Annotated in this window: 16 protein-coding genes; 15 read left to right on the forward strand and 1 reads right to left on the reverse strand. The window is 48.4% G+C overall.

Annotation, left to right across the window (positions count from 1 at the left end; genetic code table 11):
• The first annotated feature begins 23 nt into the window (after positions 1-23).
• The 12 genes from coaBC to spoVM all read left to right on the forward strand — a co-directional run bounded on the left by coaBC (position 24) and on the right by spoVM (position 12,683).
• Positions 24-1,244 carry a bifunctional phosphopantothenoylcysteine decarboxylase/phosphopantothenate--cysteine ligase CoaBC gene (gene coaBC / locus G4O42_RS07885; RefSeq protein ID WP_032874857.1) on the forward strand — a complete coding sequence of 407 codons (1,221 nt, stop codon included), beginning with the start codon at positions 24-26 and terminating at the stop codon, positions 1,242-1,244.
• Complete coding sequence (gene priA / locus G4O42_RS07890; RefSeq protein ID WP_032874859.1) at positions 1,241-3,652, forward strand: primosomal protein N'; 2,412 nt, start codon at positions 1,241-1,243, stop codon at positions 3,650-3,652. The genes coaBC and priA overlap by 4 nt, the downstream gene beginning before the upstream one ends.
• A gap of 24 nt (positions 3,653-3,676) precedes the next feature.
• A complete protein-coding gene (gene def, locus G4O42_RS07895) occupies positions 3,677-4,159 on the forward strand; it encodes a peptide deformylase (RefSeq protein ID WP_029325903.1) in 483 nt (160 codons plus the stop codon).
• Positions 4,160-4,163: 4 nt separating this feature from the next.
• Positions 4,164-5,117, forward strand: a complete 954-nt coding sequence (fmt, locus tag G4O42_RS07900) for a methionyl-tRNA formyltransferase (protein ID WP_032874861.1) — start codon at positions 4,164-4,166, stop codon at positions 5,115-5,117.
• The gene (rsmB, locus tag G4O42_RS07905; RefSeq protein WP_003154341.1) at positions 5,104-6,447 is read left to right on the forward strand and encodes a 16S rRNA (cytosine(967)-C(5))-methyltransferase RsmB; all 1,344 of its coding nucleotides are present in this window, start codon (positions 5,104-5,106) and stop codon (positions 6,445-6,447) included. Before fmt ends, rsmB begins: the two co-directional genes overlap by 14 nt.
• A gap of 3 nt (positions 6,448-6,450) precedes the next feature.
• On the forward strand, positions 6,451-7,542 hold the full coding sequence (rlmN, locus tag G4O42_RS07910) for a dual-specificity RNA methyltransferase RlmN (RefSeq protein ID WP_003154339.1): 1,092 nt from the start codon (positions 6,451-6,453) through the stop codon (positions 7,540-7,542).
• 5 nt (positions 7,543-7,547) lie between these two features.
• Complete coding sequence (locus tag G4O42_RS07915) at positions 7,548-8,309, forward strand: Stp1/IreP family PP2C-type Ser/Thr phosphatase (protein WP_032874862.1); 762 nt, start codon at positions 7,548-7,550, stop codon at positions 8,307-8,309.
• Positions 8,303-10,246: a Stk1 family PASTA domain-containing Ser/Thr kinase gene (gene pknB, locus G4O42_RS07920; protein ID WP_007611349.1), complete on the forward strand. Its 1,944-nt coding sequence runs from the start codon at positions 8,303-8,305 to the stop codon at positions 10,244-10,246. The genes G4O42_RS07915 and pknB overlap by 7 nt, the downstream gene beginning before the upstream one ends.
• A 14-nt stretch (positions 10,247-10,260) precedes the next feature.
• On the forward strand, positions 10,261-11,151 hold the full coding sequence (gene rsgA / locus G4O42_RS07925) for a ribosome small subunit-dependent GTPase A (protein WP_007409752.1): 891 nt from the start codon (positions 10,261-10,263) through the stop codon (positions 11,149-11,151).
• A gap of 1 nt (position 11,152) precedes the next feature.
• Positions 11,153-11,803: a ribulose-phosphate 3-epimerase gene (gene rpe, locus G4O42_RS07930; RefSeq protein ID WP_032874864.1), complete on the forward strand. Its 651-nt coding sequence runs from the start codon at positions 11,153-11,155 to the stop codon at positions 11,801-11,803.
• Between the two features lie 68 nt (positions 11,804-11,871).
• On the forward strand, positions 11,872-12,516 hold the full coding sequence (locus G4O42_RS07935; RefSeq protein WP_032874867.1) for a thiamine diphosphokinase: 645 nt from the start codon (positions 11,872-11,874) through the stop codon (positions 12,514-12,516).
• Between the two features lie 86 nt (positions 12,517-12,602).
• Positions 12,603-12,683: a stage V sporulation protein SpoVM gene (spoVM, locus tag G4O42_RS07940; protein ID WP_003154329.1), complete on the forward strand. Its 81-nt coding sequence runs from the start codon at positions 12,603-12,605 to the stop codon at positions 12,681-12,683.
• Between the two features lie 77 nt (positions 12,684-12,760).
• On the opposite strand, the gene rpmB is transcribed toward spoVM, so the two are convergent.
• Positions 12,761-12,949 carry a 50S ribosomal protein L28 gene (gene rpmB / locus G4O42_RS07945; RefSeq protein WP_003154328.1) on the reverse strand — a complete coding sequence of 63 codons (189 nt, stop codon included), beginning with the start codon at positions 12,947-12,949 and terminating at the stop codon, positions 12,761-12,763.
• 258 nt (positions 12,950-13,207) lie between these two features.
• On the opposite strand from rpmB, the gene G4O42_RS07950 reads away from it, so the two are divergent.
• The 3 genes from G4O42_RS07950 (at position 13,208) to sdaAB (ending at position 16,058) form a co-directional block, all read left to right on the forward strand.
• The gene (locus G4O42_RS07950; protein WP_003154327.1) at positions 13,208-13,570 is read left to right on the forward strand and encodes an Asp23/Gls24 family envelope stress response protein; all 363 of its coding nucleotides are present in this window, start codon (positions 13,208-13,210) and stop codon (positions 13,568-13,570) included.
• A gap of 15 nt (positions 13,571-13,585) precedes the next feature.
• Positions 13,586-15,253 carry a DAK2 domain-containing protein gene (locus G4O42_RS07955; protein ID WP_032874869.1) on the forward strand — a complete coding sequence of 556 codons (1,668 nt, stop codon included), beginning with the start codon at positions 13,586-13,588 and terminating at the stop codon, positions 15,251-15,253.
• Positions 15,254-15,395: 142 nt separating this feature from the next.
• Positions 15,396-16,058 carry an L-serine ammonia-lyase, iron-sulfur-dependent subunit beta gene (gene sdaAB / locus G4O42_RS07960; protein ID WP_003154325.1) on the forward strand — a complete coding sequence of 221 codons (663 nt, stop codon included), beginning with the start codon at positions 15,396-15,398 and terminating at the stop codon, positions 16,056-16,058.
• Positions 16,059-16,065 lie beyond the last annotated feature (7 nt).

Genomic DNA, 16,065 nt, shown 5'->3' on the forward strand with positions numbered 1-16,065 from the left:
TTTCATAAAGGGGAGAAGACTTCATGAAAAACCGAAACATTTTGCTATGCGTAAGCGGAGGAATTGCCGTTTATAAAGCTTCCGCACTCACGAGCAAGCTGGTTCAGGCCGGCGCAAACGTCAAAGTGATTATGACTGATTCCGCGCGTGAGTTTGTTTCTCCGCTGACATTTCAGGCGCTGAGCCGGAATGAAGTGTATACAGATACATTTAATGAACAAAATCCGAAGGTGATTTCTCATATTGATGCCGCTGACTGGGCGGATTTAATTATTGTCGCGCCCGCTACGGCAAATATCATCGGAAAGCTTGCCAACGGAATTGCTGACGATATGCTCACAACGACGGTGCTGGCGGCTGAGGCCCCGGTTTGGGTGGCGCCTGCGATGAATGTCCATATGTATGATCATCCGGCGGTGAAACGGAACATCTCTGTGCTTTATCAGGACGGGGTCCGCTTTATCGAGCCGAGTGAAGGCTATTTGGCATGCGGATATGTCGGCAAAGGAAGGCTGGAGGAGCCGGAGCTTATTGTTGAGCGTGTCAGAGAGCATTTTAAGGAGCCTGAAGACGAAGCGCCGCTGAAAGGAAAACATATTGTCATTACGGCCGGTCCGACGCGCGAAGCCGTGGACCCTGTCCGCTTCTTCACAAATAAATCCACCGGCAAAATGGGCTACGCCGCTGCTGAAGCCGCCGTCCGTCTCGGGGCGCGGGTGACGCTGATTTCAGGCCCGGTGTCAATAGAGCCGCCAGTCGGGCTGTATCAGTTTCTTCCTGTGCAATCGGCAGCCGATATGAGAGAAGCTGTGCTTTCTGTGTTTGATTCATGCGACATGGTGATTAAGACGGCGGCCGTGGCCGATTTTACGCCGGCGGCTGTTTCTGATCACAAAATGAAGAAGAAAGACGGTTCGCTCGTGATCGAATTCAACCGTACGGCAGACATACTGAAAGAACTCGGCGAACGGAAAACACACCAGCTGCTGGTCGGATTTGCGGCTGAAACGCAAGACGTCGAACACTATGCGCGCAGAAAACTCGAACAGAAAAACCTTGATATGATCGTTGCGAATGATGTGAAAGCAGAAGGAGCCGGATTTGGCACAGATACGAATGTCGTCACCTTCTATTTCCGGGACGGAAGAAAACGGGAGCTTGCGCTTATGTCTAAACTTGACGTTTCCTTTGAAATGCTGAAGGAAATGACCGCTTTGAAAGCCGAGGACCGAAAACCCGTATGAATGTAGCAGAAGTCATTGTCGATGTCAGCTCCAAAAACATTGACAGACCCTTTGATTACAAAATTCCCGATCATTTAAAAGGGATGATCGAAGTCGGCATGCGGGTGATTGTCCCGTTTGGCCCGCGCAAGCTTCAAGGATTTGTGACCGGTTTGAAAGATTCGTCTGAATTAAACGGCGGCTCAATGAAGGAAGTCGAGAAGCTTCTTGATTTGACGCCCGTTCTGACTGAGGAACTGATGCAGCTGTCTTCATGGCTTTCTGACAAAACGCTGTCGTTTAAAATCACGGCGCTTCAGGCAATGCTGCCCGCCGCACTGAAGGCGAAGTACGAGAAAGAGCTGAAAGTCGTTGACGAAGAAGCGCTGACACCGGACATCAAACAGCTTTTCAGGAATCACAAAAGTCTTCTGTACTCGGATATTACCGATGAAAGCATTCTTTCGTCACTTCAGAAATTCGTGCGCAAAGGAAGCATTGATGTCACATATAAAGTCGCCCAAAAAACGAATAAAAAAATGATCCGCATGATCGAAGCGGGGGCAGACAAAGAAGAACTCGCCCGGCACGCAGATTCATTGACAAAGCAGGCTTCTAAACAGCTCGCCGTGCTTACTTATTTTATCGGCGGGGGAGCAAAGATTTCCGCGGCCGAACTTTGCAAAAAGACCGATTCCAGTTCAGCGACGCTGAAAACGCTTCTTAAAAAGGGGCTTCTTACGGAAAGCTTTGAGGAGGTTTACCGCGATCCTTATCAGGACAGAATGTTCAAAAAAACAGAGCCGCTCTCTCTTACAGAAGAGCAGCGGGCCGCTTTTGAGCCGATTAAACAAGCTGTAGCCGACCATGTCCATCACGTCTTTCTGCTTCACGGCGTCACGGGAAGCGGCAAAACGGAAATTTACCTGCAATCCATTGAAAAAGTGCTGGCAAAAGGACAAGAAGCCATCGTGCTCGTTCCGGAAATCTCGTTGACACCGCAAATGGTCAACCGTTTTAAAGGCCGCTTCGGCTCACAGGTTGCGGTCATGCACAGCGGATTATCCACAGGTGAAAAATACGATGAATGGCGGAAGATTCAGCGCAAGGAAGTCCGGCTTGTCGTCGGAGCCAGATCGGCCATCTTTGCCCCGTTTGAAAATCTCGGCATGATCATTATTGATGAAGAGCACGAATCTTCCTATAAGCAGGAGGAAATGCCGCGGTATCATGCAAAGGACGTAGCCATCCGCCGGGCCGAGCATCACAGTTGTCCGGTCGTCCTCGGGAGCGCCACGCCGACATTGGAATCATTTGCGCGGGCGAAAAAAGGCGTTTATGAGCTGCTTCCGTTAAAACATCGCGTAAATCGCCAGCTCATGCCTGACGTTTCTCTCGTTGATATGAGAGAAGAACTGAGAAACGGCAACAGATCAATGTTTTCAAGAGAGCTGATGGAACAGCTGGAAGAGAAGCTTGCAAAAAAAGAGCAGGCCGTCCTTTTTCTGAATAAACGGGGGTATTCCTCGTTTGTGATGTGCCGGGACTGCGGTTATGTGCCGCAATGTCCGCATTGCGACATTTCAATGACTTATCACCGCTACGGACAAAGGCTGAAATGCCATTATTGCGGCCATGAGGAACCTGTCCCGGGAACATGCCCGGAATGCGGCAGCGAACATATCCGCTTTTTCGGCACGGGCACACAGCGTGTGGAGGAGGAGCTTACCAAAGTGCTGCCTCAGGCGCGCGTGATCAGGATGGATGTGGACACCACTTCAAGAAAAGGCGCCCATGAAAAACTGTTGTCAGCGTTCGGTGAAGGGAAGGCGGATATCCTGCTCGGTACGCAAATGATCGCAAAAGGGCTTGATTTTCCGAACGTGACGCTCGTCGGAGTATTAAGCGCAGATACGACGCTTCACATCCCTGATTTCAGGGCCGCGGAGAAGACATTCCAGCTGCTGACACAGGTAAGCGGACGGGCCGGGCGGCATGAAAAGCCGGGAACGGTGGTCATTCAAACGTATACACCGTCTCATTACAGCATTCAGCTGACGAAAACGCACGACTATGAAACTTTTTTTCAGCAGGAAATGGCGCACAGACGGGCCCAGTCATACCCGCCTTATTATTACGTGGCGCTGGTGACTGTTTCTCATGAAGAAGCGCCAAAAGCCGCGGTCACCGCAGAAAAGATTACAAACTATTTAAGAGCGGGATGCGGGCCTGATACGAAAATTCTCGGGCCGGCGGCTTCCCCGATCGCCAGGATCAAAGATAGATATCGCTATCAATGCGTGATAAAATACAGACAGGAAAACGAGTTGCAGATTCAGTTGAAAAAGATACTGGAGCACTATAAACGCGACATTGCGCAAAAGCATGTAATGATTTCAATCGATATGAATCCGTACATGCTGATGTAACATTAGTTTTTGGAGGGCAAAATTTTGGCTGTGAAAAAAATCGTCACACACCCGGCGGAAGTTCTGGAAACACCTGCCGATGAAGTGACAGTGTTTGATAAAAAATTAAAAAAACTGCTTGACGATATGTACGATACGATGCTTGAAATGGATGGCGTCGGCCTTGCCGCGCCGCAAATCGGCATTTTAAAAAGAGCGGCCGTCGTGGACATCGGTGAAGAAAGCGGCCGGATCGACCTTGTAAATCCGGTTATTCTTGAAAAGAGCGGTGAACAGACCGGAGTCGAGGGCTGCTTAAGCTTTCCAGGGGTTTACGGCGATGTCACCCGCCCGGATTACGTAAAGGTAAAAGCCCACGATCGTAAAGGAAAACCGTTTATTTTAGAAGCGGAGGGTTTTTTGGCCAGAGCCGTTCAGCATGAAATGGATCATTTAGACGGCATTTTATTCACATCAAAAATTACGGCTTACTACACTGAAGAAGAACTGGCAGAAATGGAAGGATGATTGGATGACAAGGATCGTTTTTATGGGAACGCCCGACTTTTCAGTTCCCGTCCTGCGCACGCTTATTGAAGACGGGTATGAAGTGGTTGGTGTCGTTACGCAGCCTGACCGCCCGAAAGGCAGAAAAAAAATCATGACGCCCCCTCCTGTAAAGGCTGAAGCTGAACGTCACGGCATTCCCGTGCTTCAGCCCGAAAAAGTAAGGCTCGAAGAAGAAATAGAAAAAGTGCTCAGCCTGAAGCCGGACCTGATTGTTACGGCGGCATTCGGACAGATCCTGCCCAAGCAGCTGCTGGACGGCCCGAAATACGGCTGTATCAACGTACACGCGTCACTATTGCCTGAATTAAGAGGCGGAGCGCCGATACATTATTCGATTCTCCAAGGCAAGAAGAAAACGGGCGTGACGATCATGTATATGGTTGAAAAGCTTGATGCGGGCGATATGATTTCTAAAATCGAAGTGGAAATTGATGAAGCGGATAACGTCGGCACGCTACACGACAAATTAAGCATAGCGGGGGCAAAGCTTTTGTCAGAGACCGTCCCGAACGTCATTTCCGGAAATATTAAACCGATCAAACAGGACGAATCAAAAGCGACTTACGCGCCTAACATTAAGCGTGAGCAGGAGCGGATTGATTGGGCAAAGCCCGGAGAAGAGATTTACAACCAGATCAGAGGTTTAAACCCTTGGCCTGTCGCCTATACAACTTTGAACGGTCAAAATATTAAAGTATGGGCTTCTGAAAAAGTTGCGGCAAAAACTGAAGCTGCGCCCGGAACAGTCATCCGCACGGAGCACAACGGCATTGTCGTCGCAGCAGGAAACAGCACCGCCCTTTTAATCACAGAGCTGCAGCCGGCGGGAAAAAAACGGATGAAGGGCGAAGATTTTGTAAGGGGCAAAAATGTGCAGCCCGGTGACGTGTTAGGAGAAGCAAATGAAGAAAATTAATGTCCGGGAGCTCGCTCTTGAAGCGCTTGAGAAGCTTGAGCAAAATCAGGCATACAGCAACCTGCTTCTTACATCGGTTATCAAAACGAACACGCTCAGCGATCAGGACAGAGGACTCCTGACAGAGCTTGTCTACGGAACGCTGCAAAATAAAATCGCCTTAGACTATATGCTGAAGCCTTTTATCCGCAAGCCGAATAAGGTGAAGCCGTGGGTGATTCAGCTGCTTCGTCTGTCCGCATATCAAATGGAGTATTTAGAAAAAATACCGGATCGCGCCGCCATTCATGAAGCGGTTGAGATCGCCAAAAAACGCGGGCATAAGGGCATTGCGTCCTTTGTCAACGGCATCCTCCGCTCCCTGCAGCGTGAAGGGGCGCCGTCATTCGCTGAAATTGAAGACCCGGTTCTCCGTCTTTCTACAGAGACAAGCCATCCCGAATGGCTCGTAAAAGAGTGGGTCGAGGCGTACGGCTTTGAGGCGGCTGAAAAGATCTGCCGGATTCATCTCATTCCGCCGAAGCAGACGCTCCGTGTCAATCACATAAAGAGCGACAGGGAAACGGTGCTGAATGAGATGGAGAATGCCGGTCTGGAAGCGGAAGCCGGAGACCTTTCTCCTGATGCGATTAAGCTTTTAAAAGGAAGCATCGCGAACACGGCATTTTTCCAAAACGGCCGGGTATCCATACAGGATGAAAGCTCAATGCTTGTCGCGCGGGCGCTGGACCCGAAGCCGGGCGAAACCGTTTTAGACGCATGCGCCGCACCGGGCGGAAAGTCGGCTCACATTGCGGAACTGATGGAGAACGAGGGGAGCCTCACATCGCTTGATCTTCACCGCCATAAAGTGAAGCTGATTAAAGAAGGCGCAGAACGGCTCGGGCTTACGATCATCGACGCGCAAACGATGGATGCGCGAAAAGCGGGAGAGGCCTTTGGCGCAGAACGGTTTGACCGTATTCTCGTTGATGCCCCTTGCTCAGGTTTCGGCGTCATCAGAAGAAAACCCGATATGAAATATACGAAGACGCCGGAGGACAGCAGACGGCTGTCAGAAATCCAGCTCGGCATTTTAAGGGAAATCGCCCCATTAGTAAAAAAAGGTGGCACACTCGTATACAGTACGTGTACAATGGACCGGACAGAAAATGAAGAAGTTATGCATGCGTTTATACAAGAACACCCTGAGTTTGAACCCGATTTGTCTCTTGAAAAGCGGCTGCCTGAAAAGGCGAGACCCTTTGTTCAGGATGGAAGCCTTCAAATTCTTCCGCATTATTTCGGAACAGACGGTTTCTTTATTAGCAGCATGAGAAAGAAGGGATAAAAAATGACACAATTAAAAAAGACAAGCGTACGGAAAGAGCTGCGGACTGAGCAGCCGTCCATTTACTCTTTTGAATTAGATGAAATCAAACAATGGCTGACTGAGAATGGCGAAAAGCCGTTCCGCGCGGCACAGATTTTTGAATGGCTCTATGAAAAGCGGGTTTCTTCATTTGATGAAATGACAAACCTCTCAAAAAGCCTGCGTGAAAAACTCGAGAGCAATTTTGTGCTGACAACGCTGAAAACGGCTGTAAAACAGACATCTCAAGACGGCACGATGAAATTTTTATTTGAGCTTCATGACGGTTATACGATCGAAACGGTTTTAATGAGACACGAGTATGGTAATTCTGTATGTGTAACGACACAGGTCGGCTGCCGGATCGGCTGCACATTTTGCGCGTCAACGCTCGGCGGACTGAAACGGAATCTTGAAGCGGGAGAAATCGTCGCTCAAGTCGTGAAAGTACAAAAGGCGCTTGATGAAACGGATGAACGCGTCAGCTCAGTCGTCATCATGGGAATCGGAGAGCCGTTTGATAATTTCAATGAAATGCTCGCTTTCTTAAAAATCATTAACCACGATAAAGGCCTGAACATCGGAGCGCGTCATATCACAGTTTCCACCAGCGGAATCATTCCGAAGATTTACGATTTCGCCGATCAAAAAATGCAGATCAATTTCGCGATTTCTCTGCATGCTCCGAATACGGAAATCAGAAGCCGTCTGATGCCGATTAACAAAGCCTATAAGCTTCCTGACCTTATGGAGGCTGTCAAATATTACATCGAGAAAACAGGCAGACGGATCAGCTTTGAATACGGGCTGTTCGGCGGCGTAAATGATCAGGTCGAACATGCAGAAGAGCTTGCAGAACTGTTAAAAGACGTGAAATGCCATGTCAATTTAATTCCGGTAAACTATGTGCCTGAACGGGATTATGTCCGCACACCGAGAGATCAGATTTTCGCATTTGAAAAAACGTTAAAATCCCGCGGTGTAAATGTCACGATCAGAAGAGAGCAAGGCCATGACATTGACGCGGCCTGCGGTCAGCTTCGCGCGAAGGAGCGTCAAGACGAGACGAGGTGAAGAGGTTGATTACAGCCTTGAAAACAGATACAGGTAAAGTCCGCCGGCATAATGAAGATGCGGCGGGCATTTTCACAAAAGAAGACGCGGTGCTTGCGGTTGTCGCCGACGGCATGGGCGGTCATCTTGCCGGAGATGTAGCGAGCAGGATGGCGGTTGCGGCGATGGAAGAGCAGTGGAACCGGACCGAAACGGTTCCTTCTCTGCCGTCTGCTTGCGAGGATTGGCTGAAAGACCGGATTCATGAGGCGAATCTCAAAGTACATGACCACGCTAAAGCGAATGAAGAATGCCGGGGAATGGGCACCACTGTTGTTTGCGCCTTATTCACCGGGAAGTTTGTCACTGTGGCTCATATCGGAGACAGCCGGTGCTACCTGCTTCAAGAGGGGGATTTCACTCAGCTGACTGAAGACCATTCGCTTGTGAATGAGCTGGTCAAGACGGGAGAAATTTCGAAAGAGGACGCCGAGCACCATCCGCGGAAAAATGTATTGACGAGAGCGCTGGGGACAGATGAAACCATCAGTCCCGACGCCCGTTCTTTTGAACTGTCTGACGGCGATCAGCTGCTTTTATGCTCTGACGGACTGTCAAATAAAATAGAAGATCACGAGATCAAACAAATGCTTCAAGCCGAATCTGATCCTCAGGAAAAAGTCGACCTTCTCATCAGCAAAGCGAATCAAAACGGCGGCGAAGATAACATCACGGCTGTGTTGATTGAGTTTTCCGCAGATGCAAAAGAGGGTGAAGACAAGTGCTAACCGGCAAGCGGATCAGCGGGCGTTATCATATCCTCCGGCCCATTGGCGGCGGCGGAATGGCAAACGTTTTTTTAGCTGAGGACATCATTCTCGAACGTGAAGTCGCAATTAAAATTCTGCGGTTTGACTTTGTGAATGACATTGATTTTATCAGGCGTTTCAGAAGAGAAGCACAGTCGGCATCAAGCCTCGATCATCCGAATATCGTCAGTATTTACGATATCGGGGAGGAAGGCGATATTTATTACATTGTCATGGAATATGTGGAAGGCATGACATTAAAGGAATACATAAACGCACACGGGCCGCTCCATCCGAAAGAAGCGCTGTCCATTATGGAGCAGATCGTCTCGGCCATCGCCCATGCCCATCAAAACCATATCGTGCACCGGGATATTAAACCGCACAATATATTGATAGATCATTTAGGGCATATCAAGGTGACGGATTTCGGCATCGCCACAGCGCTTACGTCTACGACAATCACACATACGAATTCTGTGCTGGGCTCGGTTCATTATTTGTCTCCGGAGCAGGCGAGAGGCGGTCTGGCAACGAAAAAATCAGATATTTACGCGCTCGGCATCGTGCTGTTTGAGCTTTTAACAGGTAAAATTCCTTTTGACGGAGAATCAGCCGTCAGCATAGCGCTAAAGCATCTGCAAACAGAAACGCCTTCCGCCAGAAAGTGGAACCCCTCCATTCCGCAGAGCGTTGAAAACATTATTTTAAAGGCAACCGCTAAAGACCCGTTTCACCGCTATGAAAGCGCCGAGGACATGGAAGCGGACATCAGAACGGCTTTTGACGCCGGCAGGCTGAATGAACAAAAATTTTCCGTGCAGGATGATGAGGAAATGACAAAAGCCATTCCCGTTATTACTGACGGCGCAAAAGCCGCGCCTCAGGCGGAAACGCCGGGGGAGACGGACGATAAGGAACAGCAGCCCGCCAAAAAGAAAAAACGGAAATGGCCGTGGGTTTTGCTGGCCGTCTGTTTCATTTTCATTATGGCGGCTGTTCTTGCGGTCACCGTGTTTCCGTCTTTATTTATGCCTAAAGATGTAAGCGTCCCCGACGTACGGGGCATGAAGTACGAAAAAGCGGAAGCCCTGCTTGAAAAGAATGGGCTCCGGGCGGATCCTGATATAACGGACATTGAAGATGAAAAAATAGAAGAGGAATTAATGGTCAAAACGGACCCAAAAGCGGGGTCTACCGTTAAAGAAGGCTCTTCTGTAAAACTGTACAAAAGCATCGGAAAACCGAAAACCCAGCTGATTGACGTGAAAGGGCGGCAGATCGGCGACGCAAAAAAAGCGCTGAAGGAAAAAGGCTTCAAACATGTCAATGTCAAAGAAGAGAACGATGACAGCGAGGCCGGCACCGTAATTGATCAGAACCCGTCAGCCGGCACCGACATGGTCGCAAGCGACGATGAAGTCAATCTAACGGTCAGCCTTGGCCCGGCGGACGTTACGCTGAGGGACTTAAAGACTTACAGCAAAGAAGCGGCTTCAGGGTATCTTGAAGATAACGGCCTGCAGCTTGTTGAAAAACAAGCCCATTCAGATGACGTACCGGAAGGACAAGTCATGAAACAAGAGCCGTCAGCCGGTACTGCGGTTAAGCCGGGAAGTAATGTTGAAGTGACGTTCTCGCTCGGACCTGAAGAAAAACCGGCGAAAACGGTAAAAGAAAAAATCAGCATTCCTTACGAACCCGAACATGAAGGGGACGAGCTTGAAGTGCAAATCGCCATTGATGATAAGGACCACAGCATCTCTGATACGTATGACTCATTTAAAATAAAAGAGCCGACTGAAAAAACAATTGAACTGAAAATTGATCAGGGACAGAAGGGGTATTATCAAGTGATGGTCGATCATAAAGTCGTCAGCTACAAAACGATTGAATACCCGAAAGATAATGACTGACAAGGAGGGACCCTATGCCTGAGGGCAAAATTATAAAAGCGTTAAGCGGATTCTATTATGTCTTAGATGAATCACAGGACAAGATCATTCAATGCAGGGGCCGGGGCATTTTCAGAAAAAATAAAATAACGCCCCTGGTCGGCGATTATGCCGTTTATCAGGCTGAAAATGATAAAGAAGGCTACCTGCTGGAAATCAAAGAACGAACAAACGAGCTGATCAGGCCGCCGATTTCAAATGTCGATCAGGCCGTTCTTGTCTTTTCTGCCGTTCAGCCGGCGTTCAGCACGTCTTTATTGGACCGTTTTCTCGTCCTTGTGGAAGCCAACGGCATTCACCCGATCATCTGCATAACCAAAATGGACTTAGCTGCAGACGGGGAATCGAAAGAGGCGATACTTTCTTACGTGAAAGACTATCAGGCAATCGGTTATGACGTATATGTGACGTCATCAAAAGAAAACAGCGGTTTAACAGGCATTGTGAAACACTTCGAGAACAAAACAACGGTGTTTGCCGGTCAGTCGGGAGTCGGAAAATCTTCGCTTTTAAATGCGATCAGCCCGGAGCTTGAGCTGAAAACAAACGAGATTTCCGCACATTTGGGACGCGGAAAACATACGACGCGCCATGTGGAGCTCATTCATACATCAGGCGGTCTGGTGGCGGATACTCCGGGGTTCAGTTCGCTTGAATTTACCGGCATTGAGGAAGAAGAGCTGGGCAGCACGTTCCCTGAGATCAGAGAAATAAGCGCCTCTTGCAAATTCAGAGGCTGTCTGCATCTTAAGGAGCCGAAATGCGCGGTAAAGCAAGCGGTGGAAGAAGGAGAGATTCAGCCGTACCGCTATGAGCATTACAAAGAATTTATGCAGGAAATAAAAGAGAGAAAGCCGAGGTATTAATATGATTAAGGTTGCGCCATCAATTCTTTCCGCCGATTTTGCTTCACTGGGCGAGGAAATTAAAGACGTGGAAAAAGGAGGGGCGGACTATATCCATATTGATGTCATGGATGGCCATTTCGTTCCTAACATTACAATCGGGCCGCTTATCGTTGAAGCCGTCCGTCCGGTGACTGATCTGCCGCTGGATGTCCATCTTATGATTGAAAATCCGGACCGCTACATCCCGGCATTCGCAAAAGCCGGTGCGGACATCCTTTCCGTTCATGCTGAAGCGTGTCCGCATCTTCACCGGACCATTCAATTGATAAAAGAGCAGGGGGTAAAAGCGGGAGTTGTGCTCAATCCGCATACGCCCGTCCACATGATTGAACATGTGATCGAGGAGCTTGACCTTGTGCTGTTAATGACGGTTAACCCCGGTTTTGGCGGACAGCGCTTCATTCATTCGGTTCTGCCGAAAATCCGTCAGGTCAAACAGCTGGCTGAGGAGAAAGGCCTGTCTGAGCTTTTAATCGAGGTGGACGGAGGCGTTAATAAAGAAACAGCCCCTTTATGCGCTGAAGCGGGCGCTAATCTGCTTGTTGCCGGATCTGCCGTATATAATCAGCCGGATCGGAAAAAAGCCATCGCTGACATCCGAAACGCGTAATAAACATGCTGAAAAAGAGCCCGGTGAAAGCCGCCGGCTCTTTTCGCGTCTAAGAGAGAGGAAAACATATGAAGACAATCAATATTGTTGCGGGCGGCCCGCGGGAGCTTATTCCCGATCTATCCGAATACACAGACGGAGATACGACATGGGTCGGAGTCGATAAAGGGACGGTTGCTCTTTTGGAGGCCGGAATCATTCCGCAGGAAGCTTTCGGTGATTTTGACAGCATTACGGAAGAGGAGCTCATGCAGATTCAAAAAGCGGCGCCGGCCCTCCATGTATATCAGGCGGAAAAAGATTATACCGATCTTGAACTCGCCCTTGACTGGGCTTTGCAACTAGAACCGAAGACCATTCGGATATTCGGTGTGACGGGCGGAAGAGCCGATCACTTTTTAGGGAACATCCAGCTGCTGTATAAAGCTTTACATAAGAATACCGATGTCGAGCTGATCGACCGGCAGAATGACATTCAGATGTTCGGGCCCGGCCGTTATACAATTGAAGAAAAAGCAAGCAGACGCTATATTTCTTTCATTCCGTTTACGGAAGCGGCAGACGGCCTGACGCTCGACGGTTTTAAATATCCCCTTGATAATTGTCATATTCCTCTGGGTTCCACACTATGTATTAGTAACGAACTCATTCATTCACGAGGTACTTTTTCGTTTGCAAAAGGCATATTAATAATGGTAAGGAGCGCGGATTAGAAAAGCGGCTTCTGCCATATGCGGAAAAAACCATGAATCCTAAAGTGATGAACGCAGCGGATACGGGACTTATAGGAGGGGACAAAATGAAATTTTATACCATTAAATTGCCGAAGTTTTTAGGAGGAATTGTCCGGGCGATGCTGGGCTCATTTAGAAAAGAGTAAGCCCAAGAAGCTGAAATTGCCCTCTTTGAACGCATAAAAAACGCCTGCCGCATAAAAGGGCAGGCGTTCATTTTTGCTTATACACGCTCAACTTTACCGGATTTTAAAGCCCGGGCAGATACATACACTTTTTTAGGTTTGCCGTCAACGAGGATGCGGACCTTTTGAAGGTTGGCGCCCCAAGTACGCTTAGAAGCGTTCATTGCGTGAGAACGGTTGTTTCCGGCTTTTGTTTTTTTACCTGTAATAAAACATTTACGTGCCATTTGTTTCCCTCCTAACTGCGCGAAACATCTTTTTAAACATAGTGTCTCAGATGCTTTCGTTATACAATACTTTAAATAATTTACCACAGCTAAAAACCGTTTGCAACTATTGTTTCCCTTACTTTCAAGAAAAATCACTTGACATGTAAAACCAATCACATTTCCGCGCTGAAGGCCGCTGTCTGTATCTTTTCTTTTCATAATGGGATACATATAGTAGAATAATGATAACTCTATGCACCTGAAGGAGGAACCTGTGTGTCCATTGAAATGAAGACAAAATACGGACAGATTGATATATCCAACGAAGTCATCGCAATGGTTGCCGGAGGCGCTGCCATTGATTGTTACGGAATAGTGGGGATGGCCTCAAAAAACCAGATTAAAGACGGTTTGTCTGAAATCCTCCGGAGAGAGAACTTCGCAAAAGGCGTACATGTCCGTCAGGAAGCCGAACAAATACATATCGACATGTACATTATTGTCAGCTACGGCACTAAAATATCCGAAGTAGCCCACAATGTTCAGACGAAGGTAAAATACACAGTAAATCAAACAATCGGACTTGCAGTTGATTCTGTAAATATTTATGTCCAAGGCGTACGAGTAACGAACCCGTAGTGAGGAGGATGAGTATTGTCTAGACGAAACTTAGATGGGAGAGCTTTTGCGACAATGATTCTGGCGGGGGCTGAGACATTGTCTCAAAACGCATCCGCGGTGGATGCGCTGAACGTGTTTCCCGTGCCTGACGGCGATACCGGAACAAATATGAATTTATCGATGTCATCCGGTGCAAGAGAGGTAGAGCACATTGACTCACCCGACATCGGCAAAGTCGGCATCGCCCTGTCAAAAGGCCTGCTTATGGGGGCGAGAGGAAACTCAGGGGTGATCTTGTCCCAATTGTTCAGAGGTTTCACAAAGAGCATTGAAAACAAAAACCAAATAGACGCCCAAGAATTTGCCGCAGCACTCCAAGCGGGAGTGGATATGGCATATAAGGCGGTCATGAAACCGGTTGAAGGAACGATTTTAACCGTGGCCAAGGATGCGGCTAAAAAAGCGGTCGCCTCGGCTAAAGAAGAAACCGATATCATTGCTCTCATGGAGGCCGTTATTGAAGAAGCGGAAGCGTCGCTGAACCGCACGCCGGATCTGCTTCCTGTTTTAAAGGACGTCGGTGTCGTTGACAGCGGCGGAAAAGGTCTGCTTTGTGTATATGAAGGCTTTTTGTCTGCTTTAAAAGGAGAGGCCGTACCGAAAAAAGCGGTTCTTCCGGCACTCGATGATATGGTGAATGCCGAGCATCATAAAAGTGCGCAGAGCATGCTGAGTACAGAAGATATTGAATTCGGATTTTGTACGGAAGTGATGGTAAGGCTGGATCAAGATAAACGGACGTTCAAGGAAGAGACGTTCAGAAACGAACTGAGCCGTTTCGGCGATTCATTGCTGGTCGTGGCTGATGATACGCTGGCGAAAGTCCATATTCATGCCGAAGAACCAGGGAACGTACTCAATCTCGCACAGCGTTACGGCGATTTGATTAAAATTAAAATTGAAAACATGAGGGAACAGCATACTTCAATCATCAGCCAAGAACATGATGAAAAAAAGCCGGCCGGCGTTATGAAAGAAGCCCGGAAGCCTTTTGGCATCGTGACTGTGGCAATGGGAGAGGGCATTTCTGAATTGTTTACGAGCATCGGCGCTTCACACGTAATCGAAGGCGGCCAGACAATGAATCCGAGCACGGAAGATATTGTTGAAGCCGTTCAGTCTGTCAATGCGGAGACGGTTTTCATTCTTCCGAACAATTCCAATATTGTGATGGCTGCCAATCAGGCGGCGAGCGTGGCTGAAGAAAATGTCATTGTCATTCCGGCAAAAACGGTCCCTCAAGGCATGACCGCCCTGCTTGCGTTTAACCCTGACCAGCCGGCTGATGTAAATGAAGCCAATATGCTTGAGGCCATCCGGAATGTGAAAAGCGGACAGGTGACATATTCAGTCAGAGACACCCATATTGACGGCAAAGATATTAAAAAAGGTGATTTTATCGGCATTTTAAACAGTTCAATTATCGGCAGCGCCGAAGATCGGATGAGTGCGGCGAAATTGCTGCTGGATGAAATGATCGGGGAAGAAGATGAAATCGTCACCATCCTGTACGGAGAGGACGCGCCGGAAGAAGAAGCTGAGAAACTTGCTGAGTATATTGCAAGCGTCTGTGAAGATATCGAGGTTGAAATCCATAACGGCAGACAGCCTCTGTATCCATATATATTTGCGGCAGAATAGAAGGGCTTATCAGGCCCTTCTATTCTTATGCCTTTATTTACCTGCGGCAGTGCGGCAGTGTGCCTGCTTGCCAATTGAGAAATGTTCAATTAGTCTAAAGAAAAGCGCTGAATAGAGTGATGTTAAGGAGGAACAAACCAGCATGAAGTATAGAAGCGTTTTTGATATTATCGGCCCGGTAATGATCGGTCCGTCCAGTTCACATACCGCAGGCGCCGCCCGGATCGGCAGAGTGGCCAGAAGCCTATTCAGGCGGGAGCCCCGCCGGATCGTTGTGTCTTTTTACGGATCATTTGCGGAGACGTATAAAGGCCACGGCACTGATGTCGCGATTATCGGCGGCCTGCTTGATTTTGATACATTTGATGAACGGATTAAAACAGCGATTCAAATTGCGGAAGAGAAGGGCATATATGTAGAGTTCCGTACAGAGGATGCCGTGCCCGTTCATCCGAATACGGCGCGTATCGTCATTTCTGATGATGAGGGAGAGCTTGCCCTTACCGGTATTTCCATCGGCGGCGGAAAAATAGAAATCACGGAGCTCAACGGCTTTGAGCTGCGTCTTTCCGGAAACCATCCGGCTATTTTAGTCGTTCACAATGATAAATTCGGCACGATTGCAGGCGTTGCCAATGTGCTTGCGAAATTCTCCATCAACGTCGGACATATGGAAGTGGCGCGTAAGGACGTCGGCCAGCTTGCGCTGATGACGATTGAGGTCGATCAGAATATTGAAGAAGAAGTGCTTGACGAGCTTTCAACACTTCCTAATATTATACAGGTTACTAAGATAGCTGACTAAAAAGTCA

It is taken from the genome of Bacillus sp. LUNF1 (assembly GCF_011008975.1).
GTDB classification, from domain to species: Bacteria; Bacillota; Bacilli; order Bacillales; family Bacillaceae; genus Bacillus; species Bacillus velezensis.

Excerpts from the sequence above, each read along its gene's own strand:
- coaBC (WP_032874857.1), top strand. The coding sequence starts at position 24 with ATGAAAAACCGAAACATTTTGCTATGCGTAAGCGGAGGAATTGCCGTT.
- priA (WP_032874859.1), top strand. The coding sequence starts at position 1,241 with ATGAATGTAGCAGAAGTCATTGTCGATGTCAGCTCCAAAAACATTGAC.
- fmt (WP_032874861.1), top strand. The coding sequence starts at position 4,164 with ATGACAAGGATCGTTTTTATGGGAACGCCCGACTTTTCAGTTCCCGTC.
- rsmB (WP_003154341.1), top strand. The coding sequence starts at position 5,104 with ATGAAGAAAATTAATGTCCGGGAGCTCGCTCTTGAAGCGCTTGAGAAG.
- rlmN (WP_003154339.1), top strand. The coding sequence starts at position 6,451 with ATGACACAATTAAAAAAGACAAGCGTACGGAAAGAGCTGCGGACTGAG.
- rsgA (WP_007409752.1), top strand. The coding sequence starts at position 10,261 with ATGCCTGAGGGCAAAATTATAAAAGCGTTAAGCGGATTCTATTATGTC.
- rpe (WP_032874864.1), top strand. The coding sequence starts at position 11,153 with ATGATTAAGGTTGCGCCATCAATTCTTTCCGCCGATTTTGCTTCACTG.
- G4O42_RS07935 (WP_032874867.1), top strand. The coding sequence starts at position 11,872 with ATGAAGACAATCAATATTGTTGCGGGCGGCCCGCGGGAGCTTATTCCC.
- spoVM (WP_003154329.1), top strand. The coding sequence starts at position 12,603 with ATGAAATTTTATACCATTAAATTGCCGAAGTTTTTAGGAGGAATTGTC.
- rpmB (WP_003154328.1), bottom strand. The coding sequence starts at position 12,949 with ATGGCACGTAAATGTTTTATTACAGGTAAAAAAACAAAAGCCGGAAAC.
- sdaAB (WP_003154325.1), top strand. The coding sequence starts at position 15,396 with ATGAAGTATAGAAGCGTTTTTGATATTATCGGCCCGGTAATGATCGGT.